Origin of the sequence: Serratia sp. root2 (assembly GCF_031931805.1) — a bacterium.
Taxonomy (GTDB): domain Bacteria; phylum Pseudomonadota; class Gammaproteobacteria; order Enterobacterales; family Enterobacteriaceae; genus Serratia; species Serratia inhibens.
This window is the reverse complement of sequence record NZ_JAUJXB010000001.1, coordinates 2,183,674-2,206,436: the sequence shown is the minus strand read 5'-3', so window position 1 is coordinate 2,206,436 and position 22,763 is coordinate 2,183,674. Positions and strand designations below refer to the sequence as shown.

Annotated in this window: 17 protein-coding genes; 15 read left to right on the top strand and 2 right to left on the bottom strand. The window is 42.3% G+C overall.

What is annotated here, in order from left to right; all coding sequences use genetic code 11:
* Nucleotides 1-23: 23 nt before the first annotated feature.
* Complete coding sequence (gene dcuC / locus QZQ97_RS10085) at nt 24-1,382, top strand: anaerobic C4-dicarboxylate transporter DcuC (protein WP_311993318.1); 1,359 nt, start codon at nt 24-26, stop codon at nt 1,380-1,382.
* Between the two features lie 29 nt (nt 1,383-1,411).
* Here the strand turns inward: dcuC and QZQ97_RS10080 are convergent, their stop codons facing one another.
* Nucleotides 1,412-2,998, bottom strand: coding sequence for a TerC family protein (locus tag QZQ97_RS10080; RefSeq protein WP_311993317.1), 1,587 nt, complete (start codon nt 2,996-2,998; stop codon nt 1,412-1,414).
* A gap of 678 nt (nt 2,999-3,676) precedes the next feature.
* On the opposite strand from QZQ97_RS10080, the gene galU reads away from it, so the two are divergent.
* The 14 genes from galU (at nt 3,677) to wbaP (ending at nt 21,061) form a co-directional block, all read left to right on the top strand.
* Nucleotides 3,677-4,576: a UTP--glucose-1-phosphate uridylyltransferase GalU gene (gene galU, locus QZQ97_RS10075; protein WP_311993316.1), complete on the top strand. Its 900-nt coding sequence runs from the start codon at nt 3,677-3,679 to the stop codon at nt 4,574-4,576.
* A gap of 45 nt (nt 4,577-4,621) precedes the next feature.
* On the top strand, nt 4,622-5,515 hold the full coding sequence (locus QZQ97_RS10070) for a UTP--glucose-1-phosphate uridylyltransferase (protein WP_311993315.1): 894 nt from the start codon (nt 4,622-4,624) through the stop codon (nt 5,513-5,515).
* Between the two features lie 443 nt (nt 5,516-5,958).
* Entirely contained in the window at nt 5,959-7,095 is a 1,137-nt protein-coding gene (locus QZQ97_RS10065; RefSeq protein WP_311993314.1) for a polysaccharide export protein, read from the top strand.
* An 8-nt stretch (nt 7,096-7,103) separates the two neighbouring features.
* Nucleotides 7,104-7,538 carry an arsenate reductase/protein-tyrosine-phosphatase family protein gene (locus QZQ97_RS10060; RefSeq protein WP_311993313.1) on the top strand — a complete coding sequence of 145 codons (435 nt, stop codon included), beginning with the start codon at nt 7,104-7,106 and terminating at the stop codon, nt 7,536-7,538.
* Between the two features lie 12 nt (nt 7,539-7,550).
* Nucleotides 7,551-9,728 carry a tyrosine-protein kinase Wzc gene (wzc, locus tag QZQ97_RS10055; protein WP_311993312.1) on the top strand — a complete coding sequence of 726 codons (2,178 nt, stop codon included), beginning with the start codon at nt 7,551-7,553 and terminating at the stop codon, nt 9,726-9,728.
* 78 nt (nt 9,729-9,806) lie between these two features.
* Nucleotides 9,807-11,252 (top strand): lipopolysaccharide biosynthesis protein, encoded by a 1,446-nt coding sequence (locus QZQ97_RS10050; protein WP_311993311.1) that lies wholly within the window; start codon nt 9,807-9,809, stop codon nt 11,250-11,252.
* 43 nt (nt 11,253-11,295) lie between these two features.
* Entirely contained in the window at nt 11,296-12,372 is a 1,077-nt protein-coding gene (locus tag QZQ97_RS10045) for a polysaccharide pyruvyl transferase family protein (RefSeq protein ID WP_311993310.1), read from the top strand.
* Entirely contained in the window at nt 12,326-13,552 is a 1,227-nt protein-coding gene (locus QZQ97_RS10040; protein WP_311993309.1) for a glycosyltransferase, read from the top strand. Before QZQ97_RS10045 ends, QZQ97_RS10040 begins: the two co-directional genes overlap by 47 nt.
* Before the next feature lie 19 nt (nt 13,553-13,571).
* Nucleotides 13,572-14,630: a glycosyltransferase gene (locus tag QZQ97_RS10035; RefSeq protein WP_311993308.1), complete on the top strand. Its 1,059-nt coding sequence runs from the start codon at nt 13,572-13,574 to the stop codon at nt 14,628-14,630.
* A gap of 87 nt (nt 14,631-14,717) precedes the next feature.
* Nucleotides 14,718-15,890 carry an acyltransferase family protein gene (locus tag QZQ97_RS10030; RefSeq protein ID WP_311993307.1) on the top strand — a complete coding sequence of 391 codons (1,173 nt, stop codon included), beginning with the start codon at nt 14,718-14,720 and terminating at the stop codon, nt 15,888-15,890.
* A gap of 20 nt (nt 15,891-15,910) precedes the next feature.
* Nucleotides 15,911-17,239 carry a hypothetical protein gene (locus QZQ97_RS10025; protein WP_311993306.1) on the top strand — a complete coding sequence of 443 codons (1,329 nt, stop codon included), beginning with the start codon at nt 15,911-15,913 and terminating at the stop codon, nt 17,237-17,239.
* Nucleotides 17,240-17,266: 27 nt separating this feature from the next.
* Complete coding sequence (locus QZQ97_RS10020; RefSeq protein ID WP_311993305.1) at nt 17,267-18,337, top strand: glycosyltransferase family 4 protein; 1,071 nt, start codon at nt 17,267-17,269, stop codon at nt 18,335-18,337.
* Nucleotides 18,338-18,343: 6 nt separating this feature from the next.
* Entirely contained in the window at nt 18,344-19,429 is a 1,086-nt protein-coding gene (locus QZQ97_RS10015; RefSeq protein WP_311993304.1) for a glycosyltransferase, read from the top strand.
* A gap of 198 nt (nt 19,430-19,627) precedes the next feature.
* Nucleotides 19,628-21,061: an undecaprenyl-phosphate galactose phosphotransferase WbaP gene (gene wbaP, locus QZQ97_RS10010; RefSeq protein WP_311993303.1), complete on the top strand. Its 1,434-nt coding sequence runs from the start codon at nt 19,628-19,630 to the stop codon at nt 21,059-21,061.
* Nucleotides 21,062-21,173: 112 nt separating this feature from the next.
* Here wbaP and QZQ97_RS10005 read toward each other — a convergent pair whose 3' ends face one another.
* Complete coding sequence (locus QZQ97_RS10005) at nt 21,174-22,457, bottom strand: cellulase family glycosylhydrolase (RefSeq protein WP_311993302.1); 1,284 nt, start codon at nt 22,455-22,457, stop codon at nt 21,174-21,176.
* Between the last annotated feature and the right edge of the window lie 306 nt (nt 22,458-22,763).

Genomic DNA, 22,763 nt, shown 5'->3' with positions numbered 1-22,763 from the left:
TAAAAACAACAAGTTGAGGGAATATGATAGAACTTTTTATTGGTGCAGCCGTTGCGGCTGCCGTGGGGCGTTACATCATTAAAGGCTACTCCGCCACCGGGGTGCTGATGGTTGGCGGCCTGCTGTTGCTGGCTATAAGCGCCGTGATGGGGAAGAACCTACTGCCTGCCGGCGCTGCGTCTACCGGATGGCGTGCCACCGACATCATCGAGTACGTTAAAATTCTGCTAATGAGCCGTGGCGGCGATCTTGGCATGATGATCATGATGCTATGCGGATTTGCGGCTTATATGACGCACATTGGCGCCAATGATGTGGTGGTGAAGTTGGCCTCCCGTCCGTTGCAGATGATTAATTCCCCGTATCTTTTGATGGTGGCAGCCTATTTTGTCGCCTGCCTGATGTCGCTGGCGGTCTCTTCCGCCACTGGCCTGGGCGTGTTGCTGATGGCTACGCTGTTCCCATTGATGGTTAACGTCGGCATTAGCCGGGGGGCTGCGGCCGCGATTTGCGCTTCGCCTGCGGCGATTATTCTGGCACCGACGTCCGGTGACGTAGTGTTGGCTGCCAAGGCGGCGGAAATGCCATTGGTTGACTTCGCTTTTAAAACCACCTTACCCATTTCGATTGCGGCAATTGTCTGTATGGCCATTGCGCATTTCTTTTGGCAACGCTACCTCGACAAGAAGAATAACGAACAGCACCACATTATGGATGTGAGTGAAATTACCACGCATGCGCCGGGTTTCTATGCCGTTTTGCCGTTCACGCCGATCCTGGGTGTGCTGGTTTTTGACGGTAAATGGGGGCCGGAGCTGCATATCATCACGGTGCTGGTTGGCTGCATGTTGCTGGCGGCGGTGATTGAATTCCTGCGTAGCTTCAGTGCCAAACAGGTATTTACCGGTTTGGAAGTCGCTTATCGCGGTATGGCGGACGCTTTCGCCAGCGTAGTGATGCTGTTAGTCGCCGCCGGCGTATTCGCTCAGGGGTTGAGCACTGTCGGCTTTATCAGTGGGTTAATCAGTCTGGCGCAGTCTTTCGGTACTGGCGGCATTATCATGATGCTGGTGTTGGTGGTGATTACCATGCTGGCGGCGATGACCACCGGCTCAGGGAACGCGCCGTTTTATGCTTTTGTGGAGCTGATCCCCAAATTGGCTGCGCAGATGGGCGTTAATCCGGCCTATTTGGTGATCCCGATGTTGCAGGCTTCGAACCTGGGCCGCACTCTGTCGCCGGTTTCCGGTGTGGTGGTGGCGGTATCCGGCATGGCGAAAATATCGCCGTTCGAAGTGGTGAAACGTACGTCGGTACCGGTGATTGTAGGGTTGATCGTGGTGATTGCGGCAACCGAACTGCTGGTGCCTCAGCACCTATAAAGGGTGGCCGGGCTTAGCCCGGCACACATTTAGACCTCGTAGTCAGACTCTGGCGTCGACAGCGGGGTGATTCTCACTTTCAAAATACGGTGGCTATTGACCTCCAGCGGTTCAAACAGGTAGTCACCGATCTGCAATTGCTCACCTTCCCGGGGAATGCGCTGGCTGTGTTCCATCAACAAACCGGCTATTGTATGGTATTCGCGCTTATCCTCCAGCGGCAGAGGCAGATACAGCACCAGATCTTCCAGTGGCATATGGCCGTTGGCGGTCCAACTGCCATCTTCGTTTTGCTGAATGTCATGCCTTGCGTCAACGTCCTCGCCCGCTTCCGGCAGGTTGCCGGCGATGGTTTCCATTACGTCGGTCAGGGTCACTACCCCCTCGACCGAACCGAATTCATCGACTACAAAAGCGAAGTGCGTTTGCGCCTGCCGGAATTGCTCCAGCGCGCTTAGCAGCGTTAACTGCTCCGGGAAAATCAGCGGTTGACGCACCAACGCGCGTAAATCGAGCGGCACCTGGCTCAACTGCTGTTTCAGAACATCAAGGGTATGGATAACGCCGAGAGGTTCATCACTGGCGCTGTTTTCGACCACCACAATGCGCGTATGCTGATTTTTTTCCAGCAACTGGGTCAGCTTTTCCTGCGGATCGTTCAGCTCAAGGTATTCGACGTCATGGCGGGAGGTCATGATGCTGCTTACGGTACGCTGCGCCATGCCCAGCACGCGTTCTATCATGTGCCGCTCCTGCTGGTTGAATATCTCTCCGCTTTCGCTCGCGCTGTCGGCCAGCAGGTTGGCGGAGTGGCTGTCTACTTCGGCTTCTTCATGTTTACCGTTCAGCATGCGCAGCACCGCTTCTGCGGTTCGTTCGCGCAGTGGCCGCACCTTTGACAGAAAACGGCGACGGTTAAACTGAGACAACTGGTTTAATGCTTCAATCATCACGGAGAAGCCGATGGCTGCGTACAGATAACCTTTCGGAATATGGTAGCCGAACCCTTCAGCAACCAGGCTGAAGCCGATCATCAGCAGGAAACTCAGGCACAGAATGACGATAGTCGGGTGGGCGTTGACGAATCGCGTCAGCGGCTTGCTGGCCAAAAGCATCAGCCCGATAGCGATACAGACCGCAATCATCATTACCGCCAGATGATCAACCATGCCGACGGCGGTGATCACCGAATCGAGAGAGAAGACGGCATCCAATACCACAATTTGCGCCACTACCGGCCAGAAGCGAGCGCCTTTACGCGGCCCTTGTTGCTCATCATCTTTGCCTTCCAGGCGCTCGTTCAGCTCCATAGTGGCTTTAAACAGCAAGAAGATACCGCCGACCAGCATAATGAGATCGCGGCCGCTGAAGGGGTGCTCCGCGACCACAAACAGCGGTTTGGTCAACGTCGCCAGCCAGGATATAGAGGCGAGCAGTGCCAAACGCATCAGCAAGGCTAGTAGCAGGCCGACGACGCGGGCTTTATCCCTTTGTTGTTTTGGTAGTTTTTCCGCCAGAATGGCGATAAAGATAAGGTTGTCTATACCCAGAACGATTTCCAGCACGACCAAAGTGGCCAGGCCGGCCCAAATTGTTGGATCTGCGATCCATTCCATACGCCCAATTTCACCTGTAAGTTCGACGGCTTATGCCGTAAGGGAATGATGGGTGTTGGGCGGGGAAAATTCAACTTTAAAACTATAATGGGAGGGGGAAGAGTACGGCATCATGATTTTAAGCCAAAATAGTGCATAAAAAATCATCCTCCATCGTTTTTTTTAACATGTTTCGCCGAGATAAAAGGATAGTTTTCAGTAGAGAGTTACAGTTGCGAAGCGTGATGTTCATTGCTTGATGATAAAAGCGGCGGAAAAATATTTTTTTAAATCAATCCGTTATGAATGTATCTAGCTGCTACACTTTGTGCTGAAAAACCCCGGCAGTAGTCTTATTCTGAAAAGGGCACTCAACGGACATCTTAGGCTTGTATCGCTAAGGCAATAGTATAAGAATCTTAGGCACATAAACATTTACAAGTATCATCGTTTGGTTATAAGGACGTATTTTTTTGTTTTTCTGTGACATACCTATCACTTAGTGGAAAGTACGGGCCTTAATTTACATTAAAGTGTGGCTGGAATCCTTGGTCACCCCTAGAGAACGATGACAGTGCATTGGTAGCTGAAAGCCAAGGGCGGTAGCGTGTCTGAACCATTTCCGCTTTGCGCTACGCAAACAACCCAGGTAAAGGGCAGTTCGGCTACATTATAGTTATTTGATTGTGGATAAAAAACATGCAAAAGAGACTGAAGGCCGTGATTCCCGTAGCTGGCCTGGGAACCCGTATGTTGCCGGCAACGAAAGCAATCCCTAAAGAAATGCTGCCCGTGGTCGATAAACCACTGATTCAATACATCGTTAACGAATGTGTTGCTGCGGGGATAAAAGATATTGTTCTGGTAACTCACTCCTCCAAAAATGCGATTGAGAACCACTTCGATACCTCCTTTGAGCTTGAAGCCGTTTTGGAATCGCGGGTTAAGCGCCAGTTGCTGGAAGAAGTGCAAACCATCTGCCCGGCGGATGTGACAGTGATGCAAGTCCGCCAGGGGCAGGCGAAAGGTCTGGGGCATGCAGTACTGTGTGCCAAGCCGATGGTTGGCGATGAGCCTTTTATCGTGTTGTTGCCGGATGTCTTGCTGGATGACTCTACCGCCGATCTGCGTAAAGAAAACCTGGCCAAAATGATTCAGCGCTTTACGGATACCGGCTTCAGCCAGATCATGGTGGAACCGGTACCGGAACAGGACGTTTCGAAATACGGGGTTGTAGATTGTGGCGGTGCTGCGCTGGCAGCAGGTGAAAGCACACCAATGACTGCAGTGGTTGAAAAGCCGACAAGAGAGGAAGCGCCTTCCAATCTGGCAGTGGTAGGTCGTTATGTGCTGTCAGCTGATATCTGGCCGTTGCTGGAGAAAACCTTGCCGGGTGCCGGTGATGAAATTCAACTTACCGATGCCATTGCTGCCCTTATGGGGCAAGAGACCGTAGAGGCTTTCCACATGAGCGGCAAGTCGCACGACTGTGGCGATAAATTGGGATATATGAAGGCATTCGTACAATATGGCCTGCGTCATGCTTCAGAAGGTGAAGATTTTACTCAATGGCTGAAGCAGACATTGAACAGTAAATAAGTTTTGCGGCTTAAACGCGATCACAAGATTGAAAAGAGGATTACCATGACCAAGTTGAAAGCTGTCATTCCTGTTGCAGGCCTGGGTATGCGCATGTTGCCTGCAACCAAGGCTATTCCCAAAGAGATGTTGCCGATCGTTGATAAGCCGTTGATTCAATACATTGTCAATGAGTGCGTTGCTGCTGGTATCAAAGAAATTATCCTGGTGACCCATTCTTCCAAAAATGCGATCGAAAACCATTTTGACACCTCTTTTGAGCTGGAAGCGATGCTTGAGGCGCGCGTAAAGCGCCAACTGCTGGACGAAGTGCAGTCGATTACGCCTAAAGGCGTAACGTTGATGCACATTCGTCAGGGGCAACCTAAAGGTTTGGGCCATGCCGTGCTGTGCGCCAAACCTTTGGTAGGTGATTCACCCTTTGTGGTTCTTTTGCCAGATGTACTATTAGACGACGCAAAAGCCAATCTGAAAAAAGATAATCTGCCGCACATGATTGCTCGTTTTGAACAGTCGGGACTGAGCCAGGTACTGGTGCAGGCGGCTGATGAGCATGTGTTACACGACTACTCGGTCGTGGAGTGTGAAACCAACAGTCTGCAACCCGGCGAAAGCGCTCGCATGACCTCGATTATCGAAAAGCCGGGTCATGAAATTCAGCTAAAATCCAACTATTCGGCAGTAGGGCGCTATGTTCTGTCCGCCGATATTTGGCCTATTCTGGAGAAAACGGAGCCAGGTGTTTGGGGGCGAATTCAGCTCACGGATGCAATTGCCGAGCTGCTTAAGCACGCACCGGTTGAGGCCATGGAGTTGGTGGGCGAATCCTTCAACTGCGGAGAAAAGATGGGTTATCTGCGGGCTTTTGTCACCTATGGCCTGCGCCACCCGACTCAGGGTAAAGCTTTCCGCGAGTGGGCTGAAAAACTGGCGCTCTAATCCTTGCATTTCTGCTCGACTGTGGACGCACTGAACATCTATTCATTGCGTCTACAGTCTCATTTCCCGCTAAATATTTTTATACTAGTATCGATAGGTTAGTGGAATAATACGGCGATCAGGGTATCCTGTAGCTATGCTTCACTCCGATTGATGCTAAAAAATACTCACTATAATCTTATTCGATATAGCGGCCTCAGGGATCGCGAGTGAGGCTCGAATAGATATAGGGTTCTGTAAAAGCCATACTAACTCTCTTAACTTCAATGACGGCTTAACGGTCCCTAACTTCAACGACATATACTGCCGGCTTTTTCTGAAGTCGATACCTGTGACTGCAGGTGAGTAATACATACAGTTTGGTAAGGTTACAAATACACAGCCAAGGCAGGCTGGCTTGGTAGCTTTGCGGATACATTTACTTTGAAAGTGATGATAACTCGATGGCAAAACGACAATTGAAAATGATATCGGTATTGGTATCAATCAGTATAATTAGTGGCTGCACGGTTTTTCCTGGATCTCATCTGTCAACATCAGGAAAAGATGTTGTAAAACAGCAGGATGCGGATTTTGATATTGATAGTTTAGTCAATGTCTATCCGATGACGCCAAAGTTATTGGACACTCTGCGTCCTGCAAAAATTGTTGCCCAACCGAACCAACTTCTCGATGCTTCTCTCAGTACTTATGAGTATCGTATTGGTGTGGGTGATGTTCTTAATGTGACCGTCTGGGATCATCCCGAGTTGACGACGCCTGCCGGCCAATACCGCAGCGCAAGCGATACGGGGAACTGGGTACATTCTGACGGCACCATTTTTTATCCCTACATTGGCAAAGTGAAAGTCGTGGGTAAAACTGTTACGCAGATCCGCGATCAGGTTTCCAGCCGCTTAGCGCAGTACATTGAAAGCCCTCAGGTGGATGTCAGCATCGCTGCTTTCCGTTCACAGAAAGCCTATGTTACAGGCGAAGTATCCAAATCAGGCCAGCAGGCAATTACTAATGTGCCACTCACTGTTATGGATGCTATCAATGCTGCAGGGGGCTTAACGGAAAATGCCGATTGGCGTAATATTGTATTGACTCATAACGGGAAAGAACAACTTCTTTCACTGCAGCAGTTGATGCAAAATGGCGATTTGACTCAAAACCGTCTGCTTTATCCTGGCGATATTCTTTATGTTCCACGCAACGATGACCTTAAGATCTTCGTGATGGGTGAAGTTAAAGCACCTGCGACACTGAAGATGGATCGCAGTGGCATGACATTAACTGAAGCGTTAGGTAACGCTCAAGGGCTTACTCAAAGCACTGCTGATGCTACAGGCGTATTTGTGATTCGACCACTGCATGGTACCGAAGGCCGTAAGCTTGCAAACATCTACCAGTTGAATATGGCTGATGCGACGGCGTTGGTTATGGGGGCGGAGTTCAAATTAAAACCCTATGACATTGTTTATGTGACCGCCGCCCCTATTGCACGTTGGAACCGTCTGATCTCACAGCTGGCACCAACAATTGCTAGTTTCAATGATTTGACTGAAGGTTCACTGCGGATACGTAACTGGCCATAGGAATGAATATGTTTGAATCAATTCTGGTTGTTTGCGTTGGCAATATATGCCGCTCTCCTACGGCGGAAAGATTATTGATTAAATATCTGCCAGATAAAAAAATCGCCTCAGCAGGGATTTCGGCTCTGGTAGGGCATGAAGCAGACAAGAGTGCCTGCGTTATAGCAGAGAAAAATCACTTAAGCCTGGATGGGCACGTCGCAAGACAGTTGACTAAAGAAATGTGCCGGGAATATTCGCTTATTCTGGTCATGGAAAAGGGGCATATTGATGCTGTTTGTCAATTAGCCCCTGAAGTTCGTGGGAAGACGATGCTCTTAGGTCATTGGCTCGGTCAGAAAGAAGTCCCCGACCCATATAGAAAAAGTTCTGAGGCATTCGAGTTTGTCTACCGCCTTATTGATGAAGCTGCTCAGAAATGGGCACAGGCACTAAATCGTTAACCAGAGATCACAATGACTGATAATACTAAAGCAGGCTTATCTACGGCCAACGATCATGATGAGATTGATTTAAGTCGCCTTTTAGGTGTTTTGCTTGACCATCGATGGTTAATTACCGGAGTGACAACACTCTTTGCAGTGATAGGGATTATCTACTCGATTTTTTCTACCCCAGTATACCAGGCCGATGCCATGGTGCAGGTAGAACAAAATGCAGGCAACTCGATCCTTAGTGATTTCTCCCAGATGTTACCCTCGAGCCAGCCGGCCTCAGCTACTGAAATCGAACTTATCTCCTCACGAATGGTGATAGGTAAAACTGTAGATGACTTAAATCTTGACATCGCCGTAAGTCAAGATTATTTCCCAATGTTCGGTCGGGGCTGGGAAAGGTTAAGCGGCAAAGAGCCTAGTGAGATTTCCATTAATCGCTTTACAGTTCCTGAGTATATGGTTGAAAAACCTTTTGAGCTGAAAGCGCTGGGTGGAAAGCAGTATTCATTGAGTTACGACGGTAGCGAAATGTTAAAAGGTACCGTGGGCGTTTTGGCATCAGGAAAAGGTATAAATATACTGGTTTCTGACATCAAAGCTGAAGAGGGCACCACGTTCCAAGTCGTTAAACGTTTAAAACTTAATGTTATTAACGATTTGTTAAAAAGTCTGACCGCGGAAGATAAAGGTAAGGACACCGGTGTATTGGCCTTGAGCCTGACGGGTGAAAACCAGTGGCGCATTCGTGCAATCCTGGACAGTATTACCAAAAATTATCTTTTGCAAAACGTTGAGCGCAAATCCGAAGAGGCAGGCAAGAGTTTAAGCTTCCTTAAAGAGCAGATTCCAGATGTACGAGCAAAACTCGATGCATCTGAAGATTTGCTGAATAAGTACCGTCAAAAGAACGATTCAGTAGACCTTTCTTTAGAAACAAAAGCGGTATTAGATTCAATTGTGTCTGTTGAGACTCAATTGAATGAATCAACGTTTAAAGAAGCAGAAGTTTCAAAACTTTACACTAAACAGCATCCAGCCTATCGCGCTTTGCTTGAGAAAAGACAGACATTAGAAGATGAAAGAAATAAATTAAATAAACGCATTGCAACAATGCCGAAAACTCAGCAGGAAATTTTACGTTTGACTCGAGATGTTCAAGTCGAGCAAGAGATTTTCATGCAGCTCTTGAATAAAGAACAAGAATTGAGTGTGACCAAAGCAAGTACGGTCGGCAATGTACGTATTATTGACCCGGCTTTAACCCAAATCAATCCTGTTCAGCCGCGCAAGACTCTCATCGTGTTGCTGGCCGTGTTTGTGGGTGGGTTACTTTCAGTTGGTTTCGTATTACTGAAAACTATGCTGCACAAAGGAATAGACAATCCTGAAGCGCTAGAAGAGCATGGTATTAATGTTTATGCGAGCATTCCACTTTCTGAATGGCAGCAAAAGAAAGATATTGAGATGGCTAATAAGCGTGGGAGAAAAATATCTTCTACGGACTCAGTATCTCTACTTGCAATCGGTAATCCGGCAGACCTTGCTATAGAAGCAATCCGCAGCCTGCGTACAAGCTTGCATTTTGCCATGATGGAAGCTAATAACAATGTGCTAATGATCTCGGGTGCGAGCCCAAACATTGGTAAAACGTTTGTCAGTATTAACCTGGCTGCCGTTATTGCACAAACCGGCCAGCGCGTATTGGTAATTGATGCGGATATGCGTAAAGGGTACTCTCATATTCTGGTGGGAACCGAGTGGAACAATGGTTTGTCTGATTTCCTTTCTGGGAAAATTTCGCAAGAGCAGGCGATTCACCGCACGAAAGTTGAAGGGATGGATTTTATTCCTCGCGGGCAATTGCCGCCGAATCCTTCAGAATTGTTGATGCATTCGCGTCTGGCCGATTTACTCAACTGGGCTGGTGGAAAATACGATTTAATTCTTATCGATACGCCACCAGTATTGGCTGTTACAGATGCATCCATCATTGGTCGCTTGGCAGGCACTTCGCTTATGGTGGCTCGCTTTGGTATCAATACAGTTAAAGAAGTTGATTTCAGTATCCGTAGATTTGAGCAAAACGGTATCAATATTAAAGGCATAATTCTGAATGCTGTAGAGAAGCGTGCCAGCAATTATTATGGCGGCTATGGATACTACCAATATAGTTATACAAGTGATAAAAAACAGTAGTCCCAAGCTCTAAGGTTAAAACTACCAGGGTCAGACCTGGTAGTTTTACTTTCAGATACTTAATAAAAGTAGCAGAAAATGACTCATTCATTAAAAGAGCGAGCTGTATCAGGGATGATATGGAGCATTGTAGAGCGGTTTTTAGTTCAGGGAGTGCAGTTTGGTATTAGTATAGTTCTGGCTCGTATTATATCCCCTTCAGATTTTGGCCTGATTGGCATGGTCGCAGTTTTTATCGTTTTATCTGACATAATAATTAATAGTGGCTTTACGCAGGCACTTATTCAGAAAAAAGATAGAACGCAGACAGATTATTCCACAGTATTTTATTTTAATTTGTTTATAAGCGTTGTTTTATACGCAATTATTTACGCTATTGCTCCCTATGTCGCAGATTTCTATAGTGCACCACCGTTGGTTCATATAATTCGCGTTTTGGGGATTAGTATAATAATAAAATCATTATGCTTAGTTCAAACGACGAAGTTAGCGATTGATCTTAATTTTAAGTTAAGAACGAAAATAAATTTCTTATCTGTCATTATTAGTGGTTCAATTGCCTTGTATCTTGCCTACCATGGTTATGGTGCAATGGCTCTTGTATATCAAACTTTAATAAACTCCGTGTGTGTTACCATTTTCATGGCCCTGCTATTAAGATGGCGACCAAATTTTGAGTTCTCGTTTGATTCACTAAATCGCCTTTTTGGCTTCGGTTCTAAACTGTTACTTGCCAGCTTTGTTCGGACAATTGTAGATAATTGTTATGCTATTTTGATCGGTCGTTTCTTCTCCAGCAAAGAAGTTGGTTATTATACACAAGGGCGAAACATTCCTGATCTCATATCAGTGAACTTGTTCAATATTCTGCAGGGTGTACTATTCCCGATATTATCATCTACTCAAGATGATACCGAGCGCCTTATTCGTATTTACAAGAAAAGCCTCGATATGACAGCATTTATCGTCATGCCTGCGATGGTAGGGTTTACTTTCCTGGCAGAACCCTTTGTGCACTTTTTTCTCACTGACAAATGGTTGCCTGCAGTAGTGGTGATTCAGTGGATTTGTTTGTCACGCATGATTATTCCTATTAGTGCCCTTAATTGCAGTTTGATTAATGCGGTAGGGCGGTCAGATACTTACTTGAAGGTAGATTTAAGCAAGTTACCTATCACTGTAGGTGCGTTATTGATTACCGCACCATTTGGTCTGACTGCGGTAGTGGTCGGTAACTTTCTGGTGTCGCTGATTTGCTTCTTCATCAATGCTTACTATCCAGGTAAATGGTATGGGCACGGTGCGTGGCAACAGATTAAAAGTATGCTTCCAATGATGATGGCCACATTACTCATGTCGGCGGCATTATGGTTTATACGGGTTGATAATGGTATTTATGAAATTCTTGTAAAGGTCATTGTTGGTGCTATCGTATATTACCTGGCTAGTATGCTTCTGAAAATAGAATCTTGCTATGAAGTTAACAGAATTATTCTTTCGAAAATAAATAAAAAGAAAGCATGATTAACTATCGCCTGACAACAAAAAATGTTTTTAAGGAAGGGTAATGAAGACGGTTTTAATTATAAACGAAATTTGTTCAGACAATATAGGTGATCATGCGATTAATGAAGGGCTGACCGAGCTTGTTAATAAAACAGGGTTTGCAGCAAAGAGTTATGGCTTTGATGCTGAAAAAAAGACGGCTATACCTAATGTTAAAAATGAAAAATTAACACCAAAAGTTTTTTTGAGAAAAGCAAAAAATTTCCTTTTCAACCGTGTGCAAATATTAAAGTATTTACGGTGGTATTTGCAGAATCAGAAAAGAATAAAATCGGCGACGCAAAGCGATGCAGCCTTGATGATGATTGGTGGTGGCCAATTAATTCAGAGCGGAGGGACTTTTCCCATTGCTATGTACACTTGGGCAAAATATTCCAAGGTGGCAAAAAAACCTTATGTCATATTAGGAGTAGGGTGTGCTGAGAAGTTTACCTATCTTGATAAGCTCCTGTATAAGTACGCGCTTGGCCAGGCCGATGGAGTATATGTTCGGGAAAAACGCTCGATTGATAAACTGAAGAATTTTTTCAATATCACGCCTGATTATATTCCTGACCTGGCATTTGCGCTTTATGGCAAGAAGGAAGCTGTGAATAAAAATAGCGTAATTATAGGTGCCACAGCCTATTATGTTTATTTGAAAAACGTGAAGGAACTACAGCAAACTAACTTTAAAAGTCAAGAGGAATATGTTAGTGACTGGCGAGAAGTAGTAGAAAAAGAAATAGCATCATCAGAAAATAAAATAGTACTTGTTTCTACTACTGTTGAAGATGCTGAACTTAATAAATTGATCTATCGCGAAGTCATGCATAAAAATCCTGGCGCCAATGTTGAGTTGTGTGAAGCTGTACCTGCGCTACCGGTCTATCTGAATTATCTCAATGCCTCACATAAGGTCTACTCCGGACGAATGCACTCATTGATCCTTGGTAAGATATTGGCCAATGATCTTGAACCATGGTTGATTTCCAAGAAAATTGAGTATTTCATGGACGAATATGGTTCTCGTAGTGTTTCGGAAATTAATAGTGAGCTTGTTGACGTTTTTTCAACAATTATCAAGCGATTCAAGTGAGGAGAGAATTTTGCTTTTATTTGATCTAACAGCAACACAGCCATCGCCAGAGTCTAAATTTCATGGTGGTTCTGAATATGCTAAGCAAATATTCTTTTCAAGTGTAGAAAAGGGTTATAGAGACTTTGTCTGCGTTTATGATAAGAACAAGGAACTTGACGAAAAAATAAAAAAAGCTTGTCAAGAGAATCATATAGAAATGATTGAGGTTGACAGCGATAGTGCGCTAGTTTCGCTTGTTAATTCTAATCGATTTTCTACCTTTTATTCGGCTTTGCCTTATCATCTTTACGATATAGATACTAGCAATGTACAGTTTATTATGACGGTGCACGGCTTGCGTGAAATTGAATGCAGCTATGATCCGGTACAGTGGCATTATCGAAAGGGAATGATGTCAAAACTGAAACTGCTGATAAAGCGCGCGTTATTTCGCAACAAAGAGTGGAATACGTACTACGATCGTTTTGGACGGTTATTAAACAAGAAGAACATAAAAATAATCACTGTGTCAGAACATAGTAAATACTCGATGCTGTGTTTTTATCCTAACTTGGAAAAAGAGAGTATTTACGTATCTCCTGCACCTTGTCCTTTTGGTAAAGAAGAACCGAAGTTAGCCAATGAGTATGCTCATATCTCGCAGTACAGTCGTCAGTTTTTCTTACTGGTTAGCGCGAACCGGTGGATGAAAAATAATTATCGTGCAATAAAAGCACTCGATGATTTTTACAGAAAAAACCCGGACTGTGAATTAAAAACGGTAGTGTTGGGTAAAAAAGATCCTCACCCAGGTATCGAGAACATTGAGAAGTTTATCTTTATTGATTATGTCGATTATGATTCTTTAGACTGGTTCTATAAAAATGCCTTTGCTTTCATCTACCCAAGCCTTAATGAAGGCTATGGCTACCCTCCGCTGCAAGCTATGCATTATGGAACGCCAGTGATTGCTGCTGCTGTTTCAAGTATCCCTGAAGTCTGTAAAGATAATGTTGTCTATTTTAATCCTGTCAATATAAACGAAATTGAAAATAGGATTTCTCAACTTTATCACAACAAAGAGCTGTATCACCGGTTGTCATTATCCGGGAAGAAGAATGCAATGGATGTGAGCAATCTTCAGACGGCGAAATGGGATAAGCTTCTTGATATCATTTTCAACAGCAATGCACACTGATTTACAAGTCGAGGGAACTGTGAAAAAAATTCTTTTTATTATGCCAATCTTGGGACGGTCAGGTGCGGATAGGGTTATTTTTACACTATTAAATAATATCGATAGAAGTCAATTTCAGCCTCACTTGCTCCTTTATAAAAATGACAAGGAAAAAAATGCACTTGTGAAGGAGTTGGAAAAAGACGTTGTTGTTGAATATTTAAATATTACCGGTAGGGCACGCTATGCGTTGCCGAAAATTGTTTTCGGAATTAAAGATACATGTAAGAAACATAATATAGATACGATTTTCATTAGTTCAGGAACATCGAACGCAACATTATCTCCTTTCCTTTCTTATTTTGGGAGGAACATTAGAAAGATCGCACGGGAATCAAATTTACCCAGTTTGTTTGAAAAAAACTTTATTGCAAAGTTCTTGTATAAAACTTGCTATAAAAGTTATGATGTGATTGTGGCTCAAAGTGACGACATGGTTAACGATCTTGTTACGAAAATGAATGTTCCGGAGAGGAAAATAGTTAAAATAAATAACCCTCTCGATTATAAACGCATTAAATCCATGAGCACTAAGCCTTCCGAACATCAATTTCCTGCAAACAGAATAAATTTGCTTACTATTGGACGATTAACCTATCAGAAAGGTTACGATCAATTATTAAAATCGTTTAGTAGATTGTCAAAGGATAAATATCATTTGACAATTGTGGGCGAAGGCGAAGATGAAATTATGTTGAAAACAATGTCTTCGGAGCTGGGGCTCGACGGCAGCGTGACATTTATTCCTGCGACGGACAATCCTTATGCTCTGCTGAAAAATTGTGATGTATTTATTTCGAGTTCACGTTGGGAAGGGTATCCTAACGTCGTCATTGAGGCAATTGCTTGTGGGACTCCTGTTCTCGCGAATACTTACCCAGGCGGAATAAATGAAATCATAAATGATAACAACGGTATCATTTGCGATATTACGGGAGATATAGAGCCGGAACTGAGTAAAGTTCTTAAAATCGAGAATGTTTTCATAGACCAAAGTGTTATCGACAGCATTTTGCGGAAATATGAAGATATTTTGTAAATGAAATCGTTTTGAGTGTTACGAAATGTACAGTTTACTTAGTAAAGTGCGTAAGGTCTTTCATTACCATTGCGTACGAGGTTATTCATGAAGCGATTCACTGTTCTTGACAGCTTCCGCGGCATATGTGCACTGTGTGTTGTATTACATCATTTTAATATTACAGGCAGCATTACGGAATGGAGTTTGTTTAGAAATGCAACCTACATGGTTGAGTTTTTCTTTGTCCTGAGTGGATTCGTTCTCACTCATGCATACAGCAAGCGTGAATTTGACTGGAATAACATGAGGTCATTTGCAATAACTCGTACATTTCGTTTGTTTCCGTTACATTTATTCATGTTGGTAGTTTTTATTGCCCTTGAGTTCATAAAGCTCATAGCTCAGTCAAAAGGGGTTGATTTCAATAAACCAGCATTTACCGGTGTTAATGCCCCGATAGAAATATTACCGAATCTCTTGTTGCTTCAAGCTTGGTTACCGACAACCGCGACGCTGTCCTTTAACTATCCCTCTTGGAGTATCAGTATTGAGTATTATTTGTATGCTATATTCGCAATTATTATGTTTTCATTGCGTAAGTTCAGCAAGACTATAGTGCTGGCTTTTCTTATTGTTTCAATAGTTTCTTTCCTTGGTTTAATTTACCCAATAGCGCATAACGTAAAAGTTGAAGTTCTTAATGGGTTGTCCTGCTTCTTTGGTGGAGCTGTTACATACTTTATTTATAAAAAATTACAACCGATAAAAATAAATTCAACACTGTTCTCACTCTTCGAAATTGTGATGTTATTGCTATGTTATTTCTCTGTGACTATGCAATATGAACTGAAAAGTGTGATTACGAGTTTGATATTTTGCATAACTATATATGTTTTTTCTTTTGAAGCGGGTATTGTCTCATCATTACTAGGTAAAGCCTTCTTTGAGTTCTTTGGGAAGATTTCTTTTTCCATATACATGACCCATGCGGCTGTTATTTTCATCGCGATAAGTGCCACCATGGCCTGTGAGAAATTTTTTGGTAAAGATCTAACTTACTCGGTAACTACAAAATCTGAAAGTACGACGAGGTATATGGATTTTGGTTCAAGTACGTTTAATAATGCTTTCGCATTGATAATTCTAGCTGTAGTTGTTATCGTTTCCTATTTGACATATAGGATAATAGAGGTAAGGTCGATATCTGCAGGTAAACGTTTTTCCAAGAAAGAAAGTGATCTTCATATTTTAAAAACAAAACCCGACAGTAAAGTTTAGCCTTTGCATGGATTACATTTATGGCTTATACAATGAAAGTATTTCAACTTAAGAATATACCGGTAAGCTTACTTTTGCTTTTTCTTACTTTGTGCTTTTTTTCAGGTATCATCGGTGTTGCCTCGGCAATGTTCGCTATGCCAGTTTTAAAAGTGTGGAAAGAAGCATTGATAGTTGTCATTTTCGTAGTTGCATTATTATTCTCTAAAGGCAAAGTGAGTAGTAAGATAATAATCCCGACGCTTATTTTAGTGCTTATTGGGGTTTTTGCTATCTACTCTATGCTCGACATATTGGCATCACATACGTTTATAATATTTTATCAGCTAAAGTTTGATATTATTCCTGTAATGTTTATTGTCGCAGTATTGCTCATTTTTTCAAAGATGAGTAAAGAAGAATTACTGGCCTTTAGTATTAAATTTGTCAAAATGACCCTGTTCTTAGGTGCACTGAATGCCATCGCTGTTATTCTTCAGCAGCTATTCCCAGACTCTTTCATGGGGTTGTTAGGTCTTGACGCTGGGCAGTGGGGTAGTGATGCGGGAGTACGACTAAACTCAACTGAAGGAAATATCCGTGCGATAGGGTTGCAGTTGTCCTTTACTATGTCCGGTGTTTTGATGTTGTTCTGTATGATCTTGTCCGTTGAGTGTAGTCATTTTATCAAGAGCAGAATAATTAAAATATTTCTTTTTAGTCTATTCCTCGTTGCAATTTTCTGTACCACTTATAAAACGGCAATCATCGGTGTAGTAGTATATTTCTTTGTTAAGTTTTTTGAGAAATTTCTGCCTTCCATTTCAAAAATATCTATATTCATTATTGGCGCTATTCTCGTTCTGTTTTTCGTATACTCAACCCATGACTACTCTGTTTATAATAGCGTTCGTGTTTATAACCAGACTGCAGCATATAACTCTATCTACCTGCGTGTGTTAGAACATCATAATATTATTAATTCGTTAGATTCGGTAGGTAAAGTACTCTTTGGCGCTGGCTTGGGTATTAATGGAACCTTTGGATTAGATAAGTCCGAGTATGGTATAAATGCAATCCCAACTGACAGTGCTTATATTTACCTGGTTAGCAATTATGGATATGTAGGATTCTTTACTTATTTATTCCTTCTTGTATATATTCAGTTGAAGTTGTTCATGATAAAGGATTGTGATGTTTTTGGGGCTCGTCATCTAATATTCTTCACTCTGACTATTGAGCTTTTTTATAACTTGGGACTTGGTAATTTCCCTAATAACATATTTTTGGTGGTTTTTGTTGCAGTTCCATTTGTGCTTAAGAAAAAAGGTTGTACAAGAGAAGATATTGCCGCTTATAGCTATAAATAAATAGTTTTTAAAAAATAGAGAGAGGTTATGATTTATATCAACGCTAGATTTCTTACGCAAGATGTGACTGGTGTGCAACGATTTGCTGAACAAATCTGCATGGAATTAGTCGGGTTGAGAGATGATATTGTCCTCTTGGCTCCTAAGGATATAAAACGATCTTCACTTCCGTCTGGATTTAATATTCAAACTATCGGAAAAAAAAGCGGCCATTACTGGGAACAGATCGAATTGCCAAGATATTTAAAATCTATTGGCTCTCCATTATTAGTGAATCTTTGCAGTACCGCACCTGTGTTTTATAAAAACCAAATTGTCACGCATCATGATGTAACGTATAAGCGATACAAAAAGAGTTTCTCGTTAAAGTTTAGGATGCTTTATTCGATGCTCGTTCCCATGATGTTAAGGAGTAGTAAGGCGCTGATAACTGTGAGTGAATTCTCAAAATCAGAAATATTACAGTGCTTTACATATGATCCTAAGAAAATACATATTGTTTATAACGCTGTAGGTGATGAGTTCTCCCCTAATTTTGAAGGGTCCAGTAAGTCAGAAAAATATCTCCTGGCGGTTTCGTCGCCAAATTTCCATAAAAACTTTCATGGTATGCTGGAAGCTTATAATTTACTAAAACGTAATCATAATAGTGATATTAAATTAAAAGTTATTGGGAAATCATCGGCTAGCTTTGCGACTCAAGATTTCTCAACGAATGCAAAAGATGAAAACATTACCTTCTTGGGTAGAGTTGATGACAGTGAGTTGATATCACTTTATCAAAATGCAACGGCATTTGTATTCCCTTCTTTCTATGAAGGGTTTGGTATACCCCCTCTTGAGGCGCAAGCATGCGGATGCCCTGTTATTTCATCCAACAAAGCCTCAATGCCTGAAGTATTGAATGATAGTGTTATTTACTTTGATCCTTATAATATTCCTGAAATGACAGATGCTATGTTCAAGATTACCTCAGATTCGGCTCTCAGAGATAGACTGGTGAATGCAGGCCTGGAAAATGTGAAAAAATATTCATGGAAAAACTCAGCTGAAAAAGTTAATTCCATAATTGAAACTGCTACTGCATCGAGGGCCTAAAATACTATGAAGGTTCTTCATGCTGCGGAAACCATAAAAGGTGGCGTTGCCACTGTCATGCGCCAGATTGCCTTGGCCAATGTTGCGAGTGCGGAAGTCGAAGATATTCACTGTTTAGTGCCAGAAAATCAAAAAAATGAAATTAATGGTCTTTCTCCTGATAACGTAATTACATTTAAACGAACGGGACGAAATATATCTTCTTTCTTTTCATTTTTGCGAGTTTTCATCTTAAGCATCCATCGATATAAACCGGATATAATTCATCTGCATAGTACTTTTGCTGGAGTACTGGGCCGAATTGCTTTAATGATACTTTACCCAATTTATCGGCCGAAGGTGATTTATTGCCCCCATGCTTTTTCTTTTTTGATGGAAGGCAATAAGTTAAAAAAGAGTATTTATAAAAATATTGAGCGCTTGTTACTTCCGATCACTGATGCTGTCATATGTGTGAGTGAGTTTGAACGGAACGCTGCAATAGAGAATGGTCTGAAGAAGGAAAAGCTCCATGTTGTTTATAACGGAGTTCCTGTAGTTGATGTAAGTAAAACGTTTCCTAATCCTTATCAAGAAGATGTCGTCAATTTATTGTTCGTAGGACGTTTCGACTATCAGAAGGGCTTCGATATTCTGTCAGAGATGATTGAAAAATTAAAGGGAAAACCCTATCACCTGACTATTGTTGGCGGTGCCGTTCATGGAGAGGATATTTACCCCGAACTACCGCAAACTACTTATACAGGCTGGTTATCCTCTGATAAGATTGCACCCTATTTTTCTCACGCAGATGTTTTGATTGTCCCTAGTCGCTGGGAAGGTTTTGCAATGGTCTCACTTGAAGCAATGAGCTATGGTATTCCTGTCGTGTCCAGTAATTGCACATCATTTCCGGAAATGATTTTCCCTGGCAAGAATGGCTATATGTTTGATTTATCTTCTCCGTCAAGCCTGACTGAAATAATTGAGGATAAATCAAAAGAGGAGTGGGCTTTGATGGGTATTAATGCCAAAGTTATTTTTATGGAAAAATTCATCTCTGAGAAAATGATAGAGGGAACACTTAACATTTACAAAAAAAGCCTGAACTAACAGATGTTGGGCTATACTGTACTGCATCTCTAGGACTTTTCAAATTTATTGAAATGGTTTTGTTAACTGTATTTTAGTTTCATGGATTCTCATTTTTATACAAGTAATTCAATTGGTATGAGGCTCCGCTGATTTCAAATCCGTTTTATATTAAATGATTTTTGACGGTTTCGTCATTTATTTGGCATGGTAAAAATTATGGCAAAAAAACAAAAGTACCGTAGTGGCGGAGTGGCAAAGCTAGCTCTTGCTTTCTCTGATGTCTTCTTTTTTAATCTAGCGGTATATATAACCTATTTATTATTGGATAATTTTTTTGGTGGGTTGGAGAAGTTTGTTCCAGCAGATCAGTTCAATATTCGATTGTTGGTTCAGTTTATTTTGTCAGTGATATGCATGGTATGGTTTTGGGTGCGTTTACGGCACTACACTTACCGAAAGCCATTTTGGTTTGAGTTGAAAGAGGTTATTCGAACACTATTAATTTTTGCATTGTTAGACTTGGCATTAGTGGCTTTTTCAAAATGGAATTTCTCTCGCTATGTGTGGCTGATTTCTTGGTTACTCATAATTTTCCTGATTCCATTAGGACGCTCACTGACCAAGAGATTGCTTGATAAGCTTGGTTATTGGAAGAAACATACGATTATTATCGGGTCTCGAAAAAATGCGTTCGAAGCTTATGCTGCTCTGCAGAGTGAGGCAATCCTTGGTTTTGAGGTCTGCGCCTTTGTGTGTACCGATGAACCCTGCGAAAACAACTACTTTGGGGTTCCAGTAATTAATTCGGAAGATGAACTCTGGGCCGCTGCTGATATCGAGACAACACAATTTATTGTGGCACTTGAGTTTGAGCAGCATGCATTACGTGATCGGTGGTTAAAGGATCTCGCCAAGCATAATTGTCGTTCAGTATCTGTTATACCGACCCTCCGTGGTGTGCCGCTTTATGGTACAGATATGTCGTTCATCTTCAGTCATGAAGTGATGATACTGCGTGTAAGCAATAATTTGGCTAAGCGTTCGTCTCGCATTATCAAACGAACTTTCGATATTTTTGGATCCTTGTCGATAATGTTAATGCTTTCGCCAGTATTACTTTTCTTGGCTTTCATGGTCTCGAGAGACGGCGGAAAACCTATTTATGGTCATGAAAGAGTTGGACATAACGGCAAAAAATTCAAGTGCCTAAAGTTCCGTTCTATGGTGATGAACTCTAAAGAGGTCCTTGAAGAACTATTGAAAAATGATCCTGAAGCTCTGGCCGAATGGAACCGTGATTTCAAGCTTAAAAATGATCCGCGAATTACCAAGATTGGTGCTTTTATCCGTAAGACAAGTCTTGATGAGCTTCCACAGTTGTGGAACGTTTTCATCGGCGAAATGAGCCTGGTTGGTCCGCGTCCGGTTATTGAGGATGAGCTTGAGCGTTATGCTGGTGATGTGGATTATTACTACATGGCAAAACCGGGGATGACTGGCCTTTGGCAGGTAAGTGGTCGTAATGATATTGATTACGACACCCGTGTTTACTTTGACGCCTGGTATGTTAAAAACTGGGCTTTATGGAATGATATCGCCATTCTTTTCAAAACAATATCTGTTGTGCTCAAACGAGATGGTGCTTATTAAGAGTATTTGCTAAGTATCATATTACCTTTAGAACCTGCTTGCTATTCTTAGCAAGCAGGTTTTTTTTATTTAAAGGATTTGATTACAAGTTATTGGAATAGACCGAAACCGATTAGGGCTGATTACTCATTTTCAAAACCGGGGTACTGCTATCAATGTTGACGGGGGTATCGCCCTGAATCAGCAACGGTATTACTTTATCGGGTTGTGGTTTTGATAAAGAGAAACTTTTGAGCTTATTGATCACGCCGCCCTCAGTTTTTATTGGTCTGTTGCTCCAAGTGACGGTGGCTCGCTCATTGCCTTTTTTCAGCACTACAATGTTGTCGCCATTTTCTGATTGCTTATAGTTAACTATCTGGTAGTTACTGGCAATTGAAGCGATTTTTTGCAAGTTGGCCGCTGCAGGTTTTGCAACCAGGTTTTGTGCAACAAATCCGAACCGGTGCTCGCGGTTGTTTGGATTTGAGCCATCGTCAATCAAGTCATACCACCAGATTCCTTTGATATAATCCCTGGATTTAGCGAGTAAAGTGTATTTGATCACGTTCTGAGCCGCCAAATCACCTGAAATACCGCCATCGCCGATATGCGTCGGGAAACCCATTTCTGTAATATAAATAGGGACTGTGCGACCGACCTTGGCCTGTAATTTCTTTTCGAAAACATCTATACCGGCCAGATTGCCTTCAGGCTTTCGCATTTCAAGATCAGGATTACGATAAGAGTAGGGGTGTACTGATATACCGTCTACGTACTGCATCAATCCCATATCAAGTAATTTATCCAGCCAGGCATTGTCCTTGTCTTTTAAAGGGTTTAAAGAACCTGTCATTACGATCGCATCTGGGTCGGCTTTTTTAACTGCCAAAGCAGTTTTCTTTACCAGTTCAAAAAACACTTCTTCTGACGGCGGTTTTTTGTTTCCCCGGACTCCCGTACCCACCAACCACTCATTCCACACTTCATAGTACTTAACTTTTCCCTTAAATCTTTTTGCTGTCCAGTATGCGTAATTAGCAAATGCATCAATAGCGGCCTCGCTTGATGGATACCCGTTTTTGTCATACAAAGGATTGGTATAAGCTAAAACAAGCATCGAACTCATGCCAAAATTTGATTGGCTGCGGCTGAAAACCGAATCGACCTTGCCTAAGTTACCGATTAACGAATACTTTCCGACTGGGCCTTCGACTTGTGACCAGGGATAGTCCTCCCGTATTGACGTGAAGCCATAATCTTTTGCAAGTTTTAAATAATAATCCCCGGAATTTGGATAATGACGGACATGCATGTTTATTCCCACTTCAAATGCATGGGTATAACTGATGGGCAGTAAAATGATTGCCGCTGAAATCATCTGCAGCACGCGTTTGCCGAGTTTGTAAGGAGTCATAAAATGTCCTTTTTGGTTAAATTGATGGATTTTTTCACTAATAAATTAGCATGAAACAGTTTTTTGAGCTTAATGGAAAATGTCTTTTTTTCAGCCAGTTATGTGATGGTGGCTGATCTTTCGTTAACTGTATATAGGATTAATGGGAGTTTTTATCCATTATCTCATTGTTTTTGAAGCCATATTGATTTCATGTCATGTGTAATTATTGCAGGCTTAACTCTTTTGTTAAACCTTGTTGGTTATGTTGTAAAAATGTTACCTACCTTGACAAAATTCGGTTCTTTTCCTTTCATATAAGAGCAG

Bases quoted from the DNA above. Each gene is read 5' to 3' on its own strand.
- dcuC (WP_311993318.1), top strand. From the start codon at position 24: ATGATAGAACTTTTTATTGGTGCAGCCGTTGCGGCTGCCGTGGGGCGT.
- QZQ97_RS10080 (WP_311993317.1), bottom strand. From the start codon at position 2,998: ATGGAATGGATCGCAGATCCAACAATTTGGGCCGGCCTGGCCACTTTG.
- galU (WP_311993316.1), top strand. From the start codon at position 3,677: ATGCAAAAGAGACTGAAGGCCGTGATTCCCGTAGCTGGCCTGGGAACC.
- QZQ97_RS10070 (WP_311993315.1), top strand. From the start codon at position 4,622: ATGACCAAGTTGAAAGCTGTCATTCCTGTTGCAGGCCTGGGTATGCGC.
- QZQ97_RS10065 (WP_311993314.1), top strand. From the start codon at position 5,959: ATGGCAAAACGACAATTGAAAATGATATCGGTATTGGTATCAATCAGT.
- QZQ97_RS10060 (WP_311993313.1), top strand. From the start codon at position 7,104: ATGTTTGAATCAATTCTGGTTGTTTGCGTTGGCAATATATGCCGCTCT.
- wzc (WP_311993312.1), top strand. From the start codon at position 7,551: ATGACTGATAATACTAAAGCAGGCTTATCTACGGCCAACGATCATGAT.
- QZQ97_RS10050 (WP_311993311.1), top strand. From the start codon at position 9,807: ATGACTCATTCATTAAAAGAGCGAGCTGTATCAGGGATGATATGGAGC.
- QZQ97_RS10045 (WP_311993310.1), top strand. From the start codon at position 11,296: ATGAAGACGGTTTTAATTATAAACGAAATTTGTTCAGACAATATAGGT.
- QZQ97_RS10030 (WP_311993307.1), top strand. From the start codon at position 14,718: ATGAAGCGATTCACTGTTCTTGACAGCTTCCGCGGCATATGTGCACTG.
- QZQ97_RS10025 (WP_311993306.1), top strand. From the start codon at position 15,911: ATGGCTTATACAATGAAAGTATTTCAACTTAAGAATATACCGGTAAGC.
- QZQ97_RS10020 (WP_311993305.1), top strand. From the start codon at position 17,267: ATGATTTATATCAACGCTAGATTTCTTACGCAAGATGTGACTGGTGTG.
- QZQ97_RS10015 (WP_311993304.1), top strand. From the start codon at position 18,344: ATGAAGGTTCTTCATGCTGCGGAAACCATAAAAGGTGGCGTTGCCACT.
- wbaP (WP_311993303.1), top strand. From the start codon at position 19,628: ATGGCAAAAAAACAAAAGTACCGTAGTGGCGGAGTGGCAAAGCTAGCT.
- QZQ97_RS10005 (WP_311993302.1), bottom strand. From the start codon at position 22,457: ATGACTCCTTACAAACTCGGCAAACGCGTGCTGCAGATGATTTCAGCG.